This window comes from Flavobacterium erigeronis (assembly GCF_054075165.1).
Genome location: NZ_JBSKGP010000007.1, coordinates 302385 through 318043, shown reverse-complemented (window position 1 = coordinate 318043; position 15659 = coordinate 302385). Strand labels below are relative to the sequence as shown.

Annotated in this window: 12 protein-coding genes; 7 read left to right on the top strand and 5 right to left on the bottom strand. The window is 33.8% G+C overall.

What is annotated here, in order from left to right; genetic code table 11:
* Window positions 1–6: 6 nt before the first annotated feature.
* Both ACWA1F_RS15645 and ACWA1F_RS15640 read left to right on the top strand, forming a co-directional pair.
* The gene (locus ACWA1F_RS15645; protein WP_456894861.1) at window positions 7–561 is read left to right on the top strand and encodes a hypothetical protein; all 555 of its coding nucleotides are present in this window, start codon (window positions 7–9) and stop codon (window positions 559–561) included.
* Window positions 562–1157: 596 nt separating this feature from the next.
* Window positions 1158–2267 carry a glycosyltransferase gene (locus tag ACWA1F_RS15640; protein ID WP_456894859.1) on the top strand — a complete coding sequence of 370 codons (1110 nt, stop codon included), beginning with the start codon at window positions 1158–1160 and terminating at the stop codon, window positions 2265–2267.
* A gap of 198 nt (window positions 2268–2465) precedes the next feature.
* Here the strand turns inward: ACWA1F_RS15640 and ACWA1F_RS15635 are convergent, their stop codons facing one another.
* The 3 genes from ACWA1F_RS15635 to ACWA1F_RS15625 all read right to left on the bottom strand — a co-directional run bounded on the left by ACWA1F_RS15635 (window position 2466) and on the right by ACWA1F_RS15625 (window position 6008).
* Window positions 2466–3776: a porin gene (locus ACWA1F_RS15635; protein ID WP_456894857.1), complete on the bottom strand. Its 1311-nt coding sequence runs from the start codon at window positions 3774–3776 to the stop codon at window positions 2466–2468.
* 167 nt (window positions 3777–3943) lie between these two features.
* Entirely contained in the window at window positions 3944–5023 is a 1080-nt protein-coding gene (locus tag ACWA1F_RS15630) for a sensor histidine kinase (protein WP_456894855.1), read from the bottom strand.
* A 301-nt stretch (window positions 5024–5324) separates the two neighbouring features.
* Entirely contained in the window at window positions 5325–6008 is a 684-nt protein-coding gene (locus ACWA1F_RS15625) for a response regulator transcription factor (protein ID WP_008465097.1), read from the bottom strand.
* A 244-nt stretch (window positions 6009–6252) separates the two neighbouring features.
* Between ACWA1F_RS15625 and ACWA1F_RS15620 the strand changes: the two genes are divergently transcribed.
* The 4 genes from ACWA1F_RS15620 to ACWA1F_RS15605 all read left to right on the top strand — a co-directional run bounded on the left by ACWA1F_RS15620 (window position 6253) and on the right by ACWA1F_RS15605 (window position 12067).
* Complete coding sequence (locus ACWA1F_RS15620) at window positions 6253–9027, top strand: TonB-dependent receptor (RefSeq protein ID WP_456894853.1); 2775 nt, start codon at window positions 6253–6255, stop codon at window positions 9025–9027.
* Between the two features lie 204 nt (window positions 9028–9231).
* Window positions 9232–10359, top strand: a complete 1128-nt coding sequence (locus ACWA1F_RS15615) for a hypothetical protein (protein ID WP_306153267.1) — start codon at window positions 9232–9234, stop codon at window positions 10357–10359.
* Window positions 10360–10575: 216 nt separating this feature from the next.
* The gene (locus ACWA1F_RS15610; RefSeq protein ID WP_456894851.1) at window positions 10576–10914 is read left to right on the top strand and encodes a T9SS type A sorting domain-containing protein; all 339 of its coding nucleotides are present in this window, start codon (window positions 10576–10578) and stop codon (window positions 10912–10914) included.
* A gap of 172 nt (window positions 10915–11086) precedes the next feature.
* Entirely contained in the window at window positions 11087–12067 is a 981-nt protein-coding gene (locus ACWA1F_RS15605; protein ID WP_456894979.1) for a LuxE/PaaK family acyltransferase, read from the top strand.
* Window positions 12068–12082: 15 nt separating this feature from the next.
* Here ACWA1F_RS15605 and ACWA1F_RS15600 read toward each other — a convergent pair whose 3' ends face one another.
* Together ACWA1F_RS15600 and tyrS are read right to left on the bottom strand one after the other, a co-directional pair.
* Window positions 12083–12427: a hypothetical protein gene (locus ACWA1F_RS15600; protein WP_456894849.1), complete on the bottom strand. Its 345-nt coding sequence runs from the start codon at window positions 12425–12427 to the stop codon at window positions 12083–12085.
* 142 nt (window positions 12428–12569) lie between these two features.
* Window positions 12570–13865, bottom strand: coding sequence for a tyrosine--tRNA ligase (tyrS, locus tag ACWA1F_RS15595; RefSeq protein ID WP_456894847.1), 1296 nt, complete (start codon window positions 13863–13865; stop codon window positions 12570–12572).
* A 406-nt stretch (window positions 13866–14271) separates the two neighbouring features.
* Between tyrS and ACWA1F_RS15590 the strand changes: the two genes are divergently transcribed.
* A complete protein-coding gene (locus tag ACWA1F_RS15590) occupies window positions 14272–15507 on the top strand; it encodes an outer membrane beta-barrel protein (RefSeq protein ID WP_456894845.1) in 1236 nt (411 codons plus the stop codon).
* Window positions 15508–15659: the final 152 nt, after the last annotated feature.

Genomic DNA, 15659 nt, shown 5'->3' with positions numbered 1-15659 from the left:
AACCTTATGAAAAAATTAGTATTAATCTGTTTATTAGTTGTTTTCTCTTCTAATTTTTACGCACAAGAAACAACTGCAAAAACTACGAAAAGCAAAACAGAAACTTCGGCAAAAAAAGCTAAAGCTAGTGCCGATAAAGCTTCGGCTGATGCCAAAAAAGAAGCTACAAAATCTAAAAAAGCGGCAGACGACGCAAAAGCTGCTTCGTCTAAAGCAAAGAAAGAATCTGCTGATGCTGCAAAAAAGACGGCCGACAAAGAAGCTGCAAAAGCTAAAGCTGATGCCAAAAAAGCTACTGCAGCCTCTGATAAAGCTAAAAGCACTGCAGACAAAACCAAAGCCGACGCTAAAAAATCGACCGCAAAAGCTGACGCTGCTAAGAAAGATGCTACAGCTACCAAAAAATCGGCAACTAAAACTTTAAAAGAAACTAACGAAAAAGCGCCATCTGTTCCAGATAAAGTTACTGGCGAATACAATGGCAAAAAAGTATACACAGGCCCAAGAGGCGGAAAATACTATATTAACAAAAATGGCAATAAGACGTATATTCAGGATTAAGGTGCTAAGCTTCTGAGGTGCTAAGTCTCTAAGGTACTAAGTTTCTGAGCTACTAAGCTACTAAGATTTTTAAAGACCGAACTTGCAGTTCGGTTTTTTTATTTATAATAACAGAGAATAATATTTAAAAACATTAATTCTAAACAATTATCTCATTAGGACGCGTACCTATGCATTCCGATTTAATGTCGCCTCTCCGAGGCTTTTATATTGAAACGATTTATTTCACTATAAATATTAAGTCCCGCTGGGACTACTCTACATCTATAAAATCTAAAATACTCCAGCGGAGTATAATATTTATAGAGATTAATAACCATCATAAAATAGCTCCAGGGGAGCGACAATACCTATTGCATTTCAATTTCGTCGACGCTGCAATACTTTTACTTTGAGATGTTTCATTTGTTTATGAATATTAAGCCTTGCAAGGATTCCTCTAAATCTATATATTATCTATAAAAAAACTTAGTCCCTCAGAAGCTTAGCATCTTAGAACCTCAGAAGCTTAGAACCTTAAATTAATAATTTAGTAATAAACTCGAAATAACATAGAAAACATATTTTTCTATCTTCGTTTTTAAAACGTGCTAAAAATGAGTATTGATTATTCTGCGAATAAAACTATTTTAATTGCTCCATTAAATTGGGGACTTGGACATGCAACGAGATGCATTCCTATTATTAAGGCGCTTCAAGAGAATAATTACATTCCGATCATTGCTTCTGATGGAGTGGCGCTGTCGTTATTACGAAAAGAATTTCCTTACATACAGACTTTAGAACTTCCTTCTTATCATATTGAATATGCAAAGAATGGGAAAAACTTTAAATGGAAGCTGATTAAAAATCTTCCGAAGATGATTACTGCCATTTTGGATGAGAAGAAAATGATCAATCATTGGATAAAAAAACATGGCATTGATGGTATTATCTCAGATAACAGACTGGGGGTTTTCAGCAAAAAGGTGCCTTCTGTTTTCATTACGCATCAATTGAATGTAATGACAGGAAATACAACTTGGTTTACGAGTAAATGTCATCAGCATTTTATTAAAAAATACGATGAATGCTGGGTTCCTGATACGAACGAAGAAATAAATCTAACTGGAGATTTGGGGCATTTAAAAAATGATGAACTAAACCTAAAATATATTGGCCCGCTGAGCCGAATGAAAAAAAAGGACACTCCCAAAATATATGATCTTATGATTATATTGTCTGGACCTGAACCGCAACGCACTTTCTTGGATGAAAAACTGCAGAAAGAAGCGACAAACTTTCCTGGAAAAGTAGTTTTTGTGCAAGGAATTGTAGAAAAATCGCAAGAAAAATGGCAGGCAGGAAATGTTACTTATTATAACTTCATGAACTCCAAACAGCTGGAACAGACTTTTAACGAAAGTGAATTTGTGTTGTGTCGTTCTGGCTACACAACTGTAATGGATTTGGCAAAATTGGGCAAAAAAGCTTTTTTTATTCCAACGCCTGGACAGTACGAACAGGAATATTTGGCAATAAAACTTCAGGAAGAAAATCTTGTACCGTATGCCATGCAAGATGATTTTACAATTGAAGATTTATCAAAAGTACAGTCTTATAAAGGATTGTCTCAATTTGAAAATAATATTGACTGGGATTCTTTATTTAAAGTTTTCGAGGAAAAAACAGCTAAATATTGGAACGCGGATGAAGCGGGTTGCTAAAGCAAAACGCGGATAAAAACTGATTTTTTTATTTATCTTCTTCTATTTTTAAAATTTCTATTTTGGCTAAAGCCTTATAGATTATCATAAAAAAACCTCCAGCTAAAGCTGGAGGCAATTCATATTTTTTTTATAAAGAAATCCGTTTTTATCCGTGTCTTCGCGAAAGCGAATTCGTTTCATCCGCGTACTATTTTTTTAGAAGTTAAACTGCACTTGCATTCTAAGCACATTTCCTTTCTGTCTGTTTATTGGCAGTACGCTGTCTTCAAAAGTTCGGTCTGCGATTACATATTCGGCTGTAAACTCCAATGCTTTGAAAATCTGCCATTCTACACCAAATTCGAAATCTCTTACGACGTAGCTTCTAGCATCTCTTTCATATTTTTTTCCTCCGTCATAATATTGAAATTTAGCGAAAGGATAAATATGCTGTTTTTTAATATCCCATTTGTAGTTTAATAAAACGTAACCTCCGTTCAAATCAGTTTGTTCTATTGTATTGGTAAGGGTATTGTAACGAGGTCCAGTTCCGATGTTATATTCGGTCTGAATTCCGAATGGTCTTGGATACAAAACGAAAGTTGCACCCACTCGCTGATCTTTTACATATTGAGGATCATTGACTGTAACACCTGGAGAAACTTCTCCTGTAAATGCCCATTTTCCAGTGTAAGCCTGAATTCCAGGTTCTATAATTTGGCTTCCAATTACAAAAGGATAAGTTACTCTAGTTACCACATTTAAGTCTCTGTTTCCGTCTAACTTGTTTGCAATCTGCCCGTTGTAAACTCCAAAAGCAAAAACTCCATAATCTCCTGAACCTTTGTAACCGTCATCAACCAACATCGCAAAACGCTTTCTAATTTCAGCTGGAGCCCAATAAAAGAAGATTCCTAAATCACGCTCATTCAAGATTGAAGAGTTGATAGCATCGGCACGGTCTAAAGTTAAACGTTGAGAACTTGACTGCATATTTTCAAATCCGTATGGAATTTTACTTTGTCCCACACGCACGCGATATTCTTTTTTCTTATCGAAAGAAACATCAAAATACAAATCACGAATTTGTACAAAGTTCTGAACTCCAGTGCTTGGAGAACTAGCAAAATCGGGCTGAAAATAGAAAAATAAATTAGGGTGTACTTGTCCAGAAAACACTAAACGTGCACGGCGAATAAAAAGTCCGTTGTTTGCTTTTGCATCTGGAGCTGTAGAAGTTGTTCCCCAAGATCTATCACATTGATCGCAGGATACTTTATCGTTTGTAGAAAGCAAACCATTGTATCTGATTTGAGCGTAACCTCTTAGCGAAATTCTATCGTACCAATGTTCTTCAACACCTGATCCCGATTTAGTTTCTGGAAGTTTGGCTTTATTTATAGAATCTAAAATACGCATTACCTCGTTTTTTACATCCTGTTTATTCAGTTCCTGCTTGTTTGGTTCCTGTGCATTTGCAACAGAAACAGCTATTAATGCAACGGCTAATATTATTTTTTTTATCATTTTTTCTAATGCCCTTAATTTCAGGATGCAAAGATGACCCACCTATGTTAAGAAATCATTAACCAGATGTTACTATAATAAAAATTTAATGTTACGGCCGAAATCCGTATGTTGATTTATTGTTAAACACCCCTGTTTCAGGGCTTTTAACTCCTATTGGCTTGAGCTTATTTAACCTCAGCTTTTGCCGATTTATTTGCTTTTTCAAGTGTAAAAGAGAACTCAGAGCCAATTCCGAACTCACTTTCTACGTAAACTTTCTCTTTGTGTGCTTCAATAATATGCTTTACAATCGCCAATCCTAAACCAGAACCGCCTTCAGATCGCGTTCCGCTTTTGTCAACACGATAGAAACGTTCAAAAAGTCTCGGAATGTTTTGTTTTTCAACCCCTTCTCCATTGTCGCTAATACGAATTAAGACTTTTTTCTTCGTTAAGTTTACCACGCCAACTTCCGTCAGACCGCCTTCTTTTCCATATTTTATAGAGTTTACAATCAGGTTTTCCAACACTTGCTGAATTCTGTCCTGATCGCCTCTAATCATAACCGACTTCACATTTTTACTTTCAAAAGATAGTTTGATTTTCTTTTTGTCTGCTTTCATTTCCAGCAATTCAAAAACATTCTCAATCAATTCGACAATATCAAAATCAGTCATATTCAAATCTAAATCTCCCGATTCTAATTTGGTAATCATGTCCAAATCTTCTACTATATATATAAGTCGCTCCACTCCTTTTTCGGCGCGTTTCAAATATTTCTTTCTAATGTTTTTATCGTCCATTGCACCGTCTAGCAAAGTCGAAACGTAACCTTGAACCGTAAACAAAGGCGTTTTTAATTCGTGCGAAACGTTTCCAAGAAACTCTCTTCTATATTGTTCGCGAATTTCGAGCATTTCGATTTCGAGTTTTTTATCGGTCGCAAACTTTTTCACTTCGCGCGAAAGCGTTTCCATATCGGTATTAATAGGCTGATTGATAAGTGTTGTCGATTCTAATAAGGAAACCTCATCGTAAATTTTCTTTACTCTTCTGTAAATAAATCGCTCTACACGATATTGCAAAACCAGAAAAGAGAATATATAAATGGCAATAATAAAGATTATTCCAAATGCTACTTGATGTTTTAATTGGTTTTTGTAGAACAAAGACATCAGTATGAGCACAAATCCTGTGGTAAACAGACTGATATACAATGCCGATTTAATAGCAAATTTGTATGTTTTTTTAAAATTAATCTTCATTGAATATTTAAAATTATATTTTGAACCATATAAGTCATATAAGTTCATTTAAAGTAGAAAACTAAAAAATTACTTTATGACATAAAAAAAGGAAATCTTTGTCAAAGTTAAAAACTTTGACAAAGATGATCTTAAATTATTAATTATCGATACTATAATTAAATGAACTTATATGACTTATATGGTTCAAATATTTATAGAAGATTTTAAAATAATTGGAATGTATTTAATCTTTCTTAAAATTCAGGCTACAAAACCTCAGCAGCTTAGTAACTCAGAACCTTAGAAGCTTTAAAAAAAACTACACTTCAAATTTATATCCTACTCCTTTGATTGTTTTGAAAAGGTCTTCACCAATTTTCTCGCGCAGTTTTCTGATATGAACATCGATTGTTCTTCCTCCAACCACAACTTCGTTACCCCAAACTTTATCCAAGATTTCATCTCTTTTAAAAACTTTGCCTGGTTTTGAAGCCAATAGATAAAATAATTCGAACTCTTTTCTTGGCAAAGCAATTTCTACATTGCCTTTTATGATTTTGTATTCTTCACGATTAATCTCGATTCCGCCTACATTTAGAGTATCTGTAACAACTTCCTGTTCTTTTAACCTTCTTAACAGCGCCTTTACTTTAGACACTAACAATTTTGGTTTGATAGGCTTTGTAATGTAGTCATCTGCACCGGCGTCAAAACCAGCTACTTGAGAATAATCTTCACTTCTTGCTGTAAGGAATGTTATGATAACATTATTTAATTCTGGAATTTTTCTAATATGCTCGCAAGCCTCCATTCCGTCCATTTCTGCCATCATCACGTCCATAATGATTAATTCTGGCAGCTCCTTCTGCGCCTTTGCTATAGCATCTTTTCCATTTGATGCTGTAACAATCTGGTAGCCTTCTTGAGCAAGGTTATAGCCAACGATTTCTAAGATATCTGGTTCGTCGTCAACTAATAAAATCTTAGTTTGTGTTTTTTTCATAAATAGCAAAAATTGAGATTTTTATATCGAAACTTCTTCATTAAACATTCGATATTTCTTATTTCACAGGGTAAATATACTAACAAAAGAACCTTTAAAAAATGGTGTTAACCGTAATTTAATCTCGTAACAATTTGATAATCTTAACAACACAAAAACATAACAAGTCCATAACATGGACTTCACAGAGCGGTTCTTTCTTTGCACCAAAATATTTAAGACACAAACACAACACTGAAAAAAAATGAAATTCAATTTAAGATTTCTATTAATTGCATTATTTATCTGTACGATTTCGATCGCGCAAAACAAAGGTACGATTTCTGGCGTTTTATCTGATAAAGATTCAAACAACGCAGCTCTGCCATTTGCTAATGTTTTAGTTAAAGGTACAAATATTAGCGTAAATACCGACGTAGATGGAAAATATTCCTTAAGCGTTAATCCTGGAAATTATACTTTAATTTTTAGTTTTTTAGGATATGAATCTGTAGAAGCTCCTGTTGCTGTAAAAGCAAACGAAACTGTAACAGTTAATCAAGGACTTTCATCAGGAAGTTATACACTTAAAGATGTGGTGGTAAAATCGGCTGCAGCAAACAAACAAAAAGAATCAGCATTATTATTAGATCAAAAAAATGCAGTTCAGTTTAAAGCTGCTATTGGTGCCGAAGAAATTGCAAGAAAAGGGGTTAACGACGTTGCCAACGCTGTTGCGAAAGTGAGCGGAGTTTCTAAACAAGACGATTCTGGAAATGTTTTCGTAAGAGGATTAGGTGACCGTTACAATGTAACTACTTTAAATGGTCTTCCGTTACCATCAAACAACCCAGCAAACAAAAATATCCTTTTAGAGATTTTCTCTACAAACATTGTAGACAATATTGGAATTAGCAAAACTTTTGAAGCTCAAAACTATGCGGATTTCGGAGGAGCTAATATCGATATTAGCGCAAAGAAATTCAGCGGAAAACCTTTTATCAGCTTTTCAATTGGTACTGGTGCAAACACAAATGTTTTAGCACAAGATCATTTTTACCTACAAGACGGACCTACTTACACTGGATTTAAAAAAGTTGGTGTTCCAGACTCTCCATTATTGCCATATAGTTATTCTACAAGCTGGGATAGACAAGAAAACAAAAATGTATTGAATGCATTTTATACATTATCTGGAGGAAAAAGATTTAAAATAAATGACGAAAGTTCAATTGGTGCTTTTGTAACAGGATCTTTTAGCGCAAAAAATAAATTTACTGAAGGTTACAGCAGAGGAGGAATCACTTCTGACGGAGATATCTATTCTGATTTTATCAGAACGGCTTACAAACATAACACTACAACAACTGTTATGGGTACTGCTGATTATAAAATCAATAACAAAAACTCTATCTTCTTTACTTCTTTATTCTTAAACTCTAGTGATCAAGATTATAGCGAATACGAAGGAACTAACATCAATTTTGATGGTGGTGGAGATGCTCAACAGCAAATTAGTGGTTTCATCAAACGTGGAACTTTTGAAAGAACTCAATTAATTGTTAACCAATTAACAGGAAAAACTAAATTCAACGACAGATTGAATCTTAACTGGGGAGTAGGATACAGTACTTCTAATAGCGCAATTCCAGATCGTATGCAAAACTCTTTCGTATATGCTCCTAACGCTATTGACTATACTTTCTTTACCAATTCAAATATCAACAACCACAGATTTTTTCAAGACTTAAAAGAAAATGAAATTGCTGCAAATATTGCACTTTCTTATAACTTCAAAAAAGCTAGTGACGATACTTACAAAGGAAAATTAACTGTTGGTTATTCAGGAAAATTTAAAGATGTGGATTATGATATGCAACAATTTTCATTCTTCCCAAATAGAACTGCAATTTCTTTCCCTAAAGAAGACATACATCATGTAGATAACTATTTAGATCCAGCACATTGGGGTTCTTCTTACTCAAACAGAATTCACCAAACTTACAATGGAAATTTAGATATTAATGCTGCATTTGTTAATGTTCAATATTCTTTAACTGAAAGATTGAGTGTAATCTTAGGCGCTAGATTAGAGCAATTAAATCAAGATGTTTTCTTTATCACAACAACAGTTCCAGGCGGTGGGAATTCTAACGACTCGAAGTTTAACATTTTACCTAGTTTAATTTCTAAGTATTCATTAAATGAAAAGCAGAATTTAAAATTCTCTGCAAGTAAAACTTATACACTTCCTCAGTTTAAAGAAAAAGTGCCAATTATTTACGAAGATGTTGCACAAGCGTACCAAGGAAACCCAAGATTATATGCTTCAACAAATTACAACTTCGATTTAGGATGGGAATTTTTCCCGAAAGCAAGTGAGTTAATCTCTGTAACTGCATTTGGTAAAATCATTCAAAATCCAATCAACGAGATGTTCTTAAACTCTTCTTCAAATGATATTTCTTATGCAAATACTGGAGACAAAGGAACAGTAGCTGGAGTTGAACTTGAATATAGAAAAGATCTTTTTGAAATTGAAAAAGAAAACAATTTAAAAACAAAAGTTACTTTTGACGCAAACGGATCTTACTTATACACAAACCAAGATCTAAGTAACGATAAAGTAAACAATGAAAATGATTTTGGAGCTAACTTTACTTTTACAGAAAGTAAACTAACAGGAGCTTCTAATTTCCTTGCCAATGCAAACTTGTCATTTTTAAATCAGTTTACAGAAAACTCAGATATTTCAGCAACGGTATCTTACTCTTATTTTTCAGATAAACTAGCAGTAATTGGAACATCAAGAGTTGGTAACATGGTAGATAAAGCAGTGAATAAATTAGACTTTATCGTAAACTCAAGCTTAACTAAAAACTTAAAAATTGGTCTTATTTACAATAACATTTTAAATCCAACTTTTAAGCGTGTACAAGAGCAAGGAGAAGTACCAGGAAAAGAATCTGTTGGAGATATTACTGTAACTTCATACAAAGCAGGTTCAGATCTTAGACTTACTTTAAACTATACTTTCTAAGAAATAGCTTTTCAATAAATACAAAAGGCGATTAGGTTATACTAATCGCCTTTTTTTGTCCAAAACTGCAATGTAAATTTTATATTAAGACAAGACGTTTTTACCTCGATATACTTAATAGATTGTTAATATCGTCTTAACTCAGCAAAAACATATGTTCATTTACTTTGCCTTGAATAAATAAAACAATAAAACACAACAAAAATGAAAAAAAGTTTATTTGCAATGGCTGCAATATTAGGACTTGCTTTAACAAGCTGTAGTTCTGATGATAACAAAAACACGAACAACAGTTCTTTTGTTTTAAAAGTTGACGATTTAAAAGGAGAAATTAAAGACGGTACAGTAACTTTAGATCCTACTCAAACTTATACATTAACTGGAGGTTTAGTTGTTAAAGGTGGAGCTACTTTGGTAATTCCTGCTGGAACAGTAATCAAAAGTTCTGCTACTGCTGAAGCAACTTCTTTATATATCGCTGTAGAAAGAAATGCTAAAATCAACATCAACGGTACTGCTGCTAAACCAGTTATCATGACATCTGGAAAAGCAACTCCTGCTCAAAGTGACTGGGGTGGATTGATCATCGCTGGTAACGGTAAAGTAAACACTGGAGACAATGGTACTTCTGAAGTAGGTGGATTAAGCTACGGAGGTAATGATAATGCAGATTCTTCTGGAAACATCAACTTCTTGAAAATTTCTTACACAGGATCTAAATATACTGCTGAAAAAGAATACAACGGAGTTTCTTTCTTCGGAGTTGGTTCTGGAACTGTAGTTTCTGACATCTATGCTTTCGAAAGTGGTGATGACGGTATCGAATTCTTCGGTGGAGCTGTAAATGCTAACAACTTAGTAATCATTAACTCTTATGATGATTCATTAGATTTCGCTGACGGATGGCAAGGTACTGCTACTAATGTTTACATTAGCGGTGTTTCTAAAGCTGGTGTTGAAGGATCTACTAACGCTAAAGATCCAAGTGGAGCTGTTCCAATGACTAACGCTAAAATCAACAACATCTCTATCGTTAAAGGTGGTGCTACTTTCTTAGCTGACGAAAAAGCAATCAACTACAAAGAAGGTGGTGGAAAACAAGCTTACACAAACGTATATGTAGCTAACGGAATGCCTGCTGCTCTTACTAAATTATCTGCTGATGCTGGTGTTACTGCAAATCTTGCTGCTGGCAACTTTACTATCACAAACTACACTTTTGGAGCTTCTGTAACTGATTTTACAGGTCCTAAATTAGCAGGAACAACTACTGGTGCTCTAGGTGCTGGTGCTGGTGCTGACTTGCCAACTTGGGCTAACTGGACTAAATAATAAAGTTCTAATACCATATACAAAAAGCTGTCTGAAGATTTCAGACAGCTTTTTTCATTTTAATAAAGTTTATATTTAAAAAATATACTTTTAGTCAAGAGAATTCCAATCACTTCGAACACATAATGTTAAAAACATCCTAAATATTTAGGATGTTTTTTTTTGGCGTACTTTTTGTAATTTTTTTTGTATATTTACAGTAATCAAATATACGCGATGGCAAAAAACTACTTTTATATTACTTTCTTATTGGCATTTTTCTTTACTCTAAGCGTTTCGGCGCAAGATAGCAAGCAACTACCAAAAACTCAAGAATCTACTTCTATCGAGGGTCTTAGCTTGTATCCTAATCCAGTAACAAACGGAAAAGTCTATATATCATCTAAGAACGATTTAGAGAAGGAAGTTATTGTATTTGACATCTTAGGCAAAAAAGTACTGCAAGCGCATTTAGCCTCTAAAGAATTAAGTGTTTCAGAACTACCTCCAGGTGTTTACATCATCAAAATAAGCGAACAAAATGCATCAGCAACCCGAAAGCTCATTATTCGGTAAAATATAGAAAAAAGCTCCTTTTATTGGGAGCTTTTTTTTGGTGTTCAGTGTTCAGGCTTTAGTGTTCAGTTAATTTAAATTTCTATAAATTTTGCTCTTACTGAACACTGAACCTCAAAGCAAAAAACTGAACACTGAACACTAAAAAACAATATCTTTGCAAAAAAAAGTTTTGATTACAGCCAACGATATCTTTACCATTTCAAGTCAGAAACAATTTGAAAAAATAGCACTAAAAGTGTTTCGTTTTCAGCACGAGAACAATAAAGTCTATCGCGATTTCTGTGATTTTTTAAAAGTCAATCCGCAGCAGGTAAAATCACTGCAGCAAATTCCTTTTTTACCCATTCAGTTTTTCAAAAGTCATGATGTAGTTTCTACTACCGATCCAGCGCAGGTAACTTTTACCAGCAGCGGCACAACCGGAATGATTACCAGCAGACATTTAGTGACCGATGTTTCCCTATATGAGGAAAGTTACCGCAAAGGATTTTCTCAATTTTATGGCAATATCGAAGATTACGTCGTTTTAGCCCTTTTGCCATCTTATTTAGAGCGCGAAGGCTCTTCGTTAATTTATATGGTAGAAGATTTAATAAAACTCTCCAATCAGCCTGAAAGCGGGTTTTATTTGCACAATCATGATGACCTAATCAAAAAACTTCTTGAACTAGAGGAAGCAGGTCAAAATGTAATCTTAATTGGTGTTACATACGCTTTATTGGATTTGATTGAAAAACATCAGTTCAACCTTCAAAACACCATTATTATGGAAACGGGAGGAATGAAAGGAAAGCGTAAAGAAATGATTCGGGAAGAATTGCACGAAATACTTTGTAAAGGTTTTGGCGTTTCATCAATTCACTCTGAATACGGCATGACCGAACTTTTAGCACAAGCCTATTCTTTAGGCGAAGGTGTTTTCGAATGCCCTTCTTGGATGAACATTTTAGTTCGCGATCCTGAAGATGCTTTGACTTACGTAAAAGATGGAAAAACAGGCGGAATCAATGTGATCGATTTAGCGAATATCAATTCTTGCTCTTTCATCGCGACGCAGGATTTAGGCAAAAAAAATCCCAACAACTCTTTTGAAGTTTTGGGACGTTTTGATAATTCTGATATTCGCGGGTGTAATTTGATGGTTCTTTAAAGTTAATTTAAAAACTTAATTCTCCTCAATTACACCAATACTATCAATACCTTCTTTTTTCTGAAGCTCTTTTTCTTTTTCGCATTTATTTTCTAATAGTCTGTACACTCCATAACACGCCAAAGCACCGAAAAGCACAAAAAGTATATTCCATCCTGGATTTGTAAAACTGTCATCGTTTACGCTGTCAACACCGCTAATAAGAACAGCTAGAAGTCCGACAATAAATCCTGAGACAAGAGTACCTCCGTAGTATGATACAATTCCAATAGCAAAATAACCCCATTTGTTCTTATCATATTCAAGAGCCAAATTGGTAAATCCTTTCCAAATCCAGTAAATAAGTAAAATTCCAATCATATCGGTTGAGTTAGTTTTTAGGGAATAAACTTAATAAAAAAATTATTACATTTTAAATATCAATATTTTAAAAATAAAAAATCCCAACATTCTTTCGAACATTGGGATTAGTTTATTTAGCTTAATTATTTAATCGATACAATTAAACAATGCGAATTACAAAATAATTTTTCTTTCCGCTCTGCAACAACACAAATTGATTATTAATTAAATCATTTGCAGTTAAAACAAAATCTTCTTTGATTTTTTCTCTATTTACAGAAATTGAATTTGCCGTTAACGCACGTCTCGCTTCTCCGTTTGATTTAAAGAAACCCGTTTTTTCGTTTAAAACAGTAACAATATCCAATCCGTTTTCTAGATCAGCTTTTGCGATTTCAGCTTGCGGAACTCCATCAAAAACTTCTAAGAAAGTTACTTCATCCAGTTTTTTCAAATCTTCAGCAGTAGAATTTCCAAACAAAATATTCGAAGCCTGAATCGCTTTTTCTAATTCTTCGCGGTTATGAACAAAAACAGTAATTTCTTCTGCCAATTTCTTTTGTAAAACTCTCAAATGCGGAGCCGTTTGGTGCTCAGCAATTAAGGCGTCAATAGTTTCTTTATCTAAGAAAGTAAAGATTTTAATATATTTCTCAGCGTCAGCATCTGTAGTGTTTACCCAGAATTGGTAGAATTTGTAAACCGAAGTTTTATCAGCATCTAACCAAACGTTTCCACCTTCAGATTTTCCGAATTTAGATCCGTCTGCTTTTGTGATTAAAGGCGTTGTTAAAGCGTAAGCTTTAGCATTTTCACCTCCCATTCTACGAACTAATTCTGTACCTGTGGTAATATTACCCCATTGGTCAGAACCTCCCATTTGCAGAATACAATTGTTGTTTTTATATAAATGATAAAAATCGTAACCTTGAATTAATTGATATGTAAACTCTGTAAAAGACATTCCCTCACCTTCTCCGCTAAATCTCTTTTTTACAGAATCTTTAGCCATCATATAATTTACGGTGATTCTTTTTCCAACTTCACGTGCAAAATCGATAAAAGAAAACTCTTTCATCCAATCGTAGTTATTTACCATTACTGGTGCATTTGCTTCGGTTGAATTAAAATCTAAGAAACGAGACAAAACGCTCTTGATTCCAGCTACGTTTTTAGCCAAAGCTACTTCGTCAAGCAAGTTTCTTTCATCAGATTTACCAGAAGGATCCCCGATCATTCCTGTAGCTCCACCTACTAAAGCAACCGGTCTGTGACCGAAATTCTTTAAGTGAACCAATAAAATAATCTGAACCATGCTTCCGATGTGCAGTGAATCTGCTGTTGGATCAAAACCGATATACGCAGTGGTAGCTTCTTTTAGTAATTGCTCTTCCGTTCCAGGCATACTATCATGATATAACCCGCGCCATTTTAATTCTTCAACTAGATTCTTCATTTTTTTAAATATTTTGCGCAAATATAAGGATTGTCAATTGCAATAAAAAAATGTTATGCCACAAAGACGCAAAGACACAAATATTCGCCACGAATTACACAAATTTCTCGAATTGTAATTTCATTTTATTAAAAAGAAAATTGGAGCAATTTGTGTAATTTGTGACAAAAAAACTTGAAGCTTTGCAAGCTCAAAAACTTTGCGTCTTCGCACCTTTGTGGCAAAAAAACAAAAAAACCTTTGCAACTTTGTCCCTCTGCACTTTTACACCTTTCAACCAAAAAACTTCGCGTCTTTGTGCCTTCGTGGCAAAAAATAAAACACCTTAAAAAAAATTACGGGAAGCCGTAAAAATCTTAACAACTGATTATTTACTTTTGGCCTGAAAAAAACCAAAAACCTACCTATGACCAAATTTTTATTAACCACTTTATTATTTTATTGCACATTTATTAATGCCCAAATTTCATTTGAAAAAGGATATATCATTTCTAACGACGGGAAAAGAACAGAATGTTTTATCAAAAATTTAGACTGGAAAAACAACCCAACAGATTTCAGATATAAAATTCATATTACTGATAACGATTCAAAAACAGAAACCATCGCAAATGTTCAGGAATTTGGAATAGACAACAATACCGCATTTAAAAGAGCCAAAGTAAAAATGGATCGTTCAAGCGATAATTTTGAAACAATTTCCCAAACAGGAAAACCAGTGTGGGAAGAAAATACACTTTTTCTAAAAATATTGGTTCAGGGCGAAGCCAAATTATATTCCTTCAGAGAAGACAATCTGATTCGTTATTTTTACGAAACACCAAAAATTCCGTTGGAACAGTTGGTTCATTTAAAATATATTGAATCAAAAGATGGAATGTCAACAGGAAACTTACAGGAAAACAATTATTACAAACAACAATTAAATAATAATGTACGAGCATCAAATACATCAGACAGAGACATTGAAAGCCTGCAATATAAAAAACCTCAACTTGTAAAATATTTCATAAAATACAATAATATAGATGCCAATACCGAAAACAATGACGAATTAAAAACACGAAACGGTAAATTACACTTAAAAATAACACCGCAAGTTAGCTTAATTTCCATGACGATGAATGACGGAGATGTGCCTTCAAAAGATGTTGATCTGGATAATAAAACCAATTTTAAAATAGGTGCAGAATTAGAATACGTAATGCCATTCAATAAAAACAAATGGAGCCTGTTTATAAATCCGGCTTATCAGAAATATGAAAATAATATAACCTATAGCAGACCTGGTACTTTTGCGGGTTCTCCAGAAAAAGTTCGTTATGTCGAAATAAAGTACTCAAGTGTTCAGCTTCCTATCGGTTTACGTCATTATTTTTTCTTAAATAATAATTCAAAAATCTTTATCAACGCCGCTTATTCCTTAGAAATAAACGGAAAAGCCAGCATTTCATTTGACAACAATTTAGAGCAGGAAAGCAACACAGATTCTAATTTTGCTTTTGGAGTCGGTTACAACTTCAAAGATAAATTTAGTATAGAAATCAGAGCAAATAGCAAAAAAGAATTATTATCTGACTACGACAGTTTTTCTGCTAAATACGGAGCAATTGATTTTGTTTTCGGATATACTTTCTTTTAAGGGACTTAAAAATTGGCACAAAGACACCAAAACACAAATATTCGACACGAATTACACAAATTTCTCGAATTGTAATTTCATTTATTAAAAGGAAAATCGGGGGTAATTTGTGCAATTCGTGGCTAAAAAAAACAAAACTTCGAGTCTTTACT

Coding starts and splice junctions, on each gene's coding strand:
- ACWA1F_RS15645 (WP_456894861.1), top strand. CDS start 7: ATGAAAAAATTAGTATTAATCTGTTTATTAGTTGTTTTCTCTTCTAAT.
- ACWA1F_RS15640 (WP_456894859.1), top strand. CDS start 1,158: ATGAGTATTGATTATTCTGCGAATAAAACTATTTTAATTGCTCCATTA.
- ACWA1F_RS15635 (WP_456894857.1), bottom strand. CDS start 3,776: ATGATAAAAAAAATAATATTAGCCGTTGCATTAATAGCTGTTTCTGTT.
- ACWA1F_RS15630 (WP_456894855.1), bottom strand. CDS start 5,023: ATGAAGATTAATTTTAAAAAAACATACAAATTTGCTATTAAATCGGCA.
- ACWA1F_RS15625 (WP_008465097.1), bottom strand. CDS start 6,008: ATGAAAAAAACACAAACTAAGATTTTATTAGTTGACGACGAACCAGAT.
- ACWA1F_RS15620 (WP_456894853.1), top strand. CDS start 6,253: ATGAAATTCAATTTAAGATTTCTATTAATTGCATTATTTATCTGTACG.
- ACWA1F_RS15615 (WP_306153267.1), top strand. CDS start 9,232: ATGAAAAAAAGTTTATTTGCAATGGCTGCAATATTAGGACTTGCTTTA.
- ACWA1F_RS15610 (WP_456894851.1), top strand. CDS start 10,576: ATGGCAAAAAACTACTTTTATATTACTTTCTTATTGGCATTTTTCTTT.
- ACWA1F_RS15600 (WP_456894849.1), bottom strand. CDS start 12,427: ATGATTGGAATTTTACTTATTTACTGGATTTGGAAAGGATTTACCAAT.
- tyrS (WP_456894847.1), bottom strand. CDS start 13,865: ATGAAGAATCTAGTTGAAGAATTAAAATGGCGCGGGTTATATCATGAT.
- ACWA1F_RS15590 (WP_456894845.1), top strand. CDS start 14,272: ATGACCAAATTTTTATTAACCACTTTATTATTTTATTGCACATTTATT.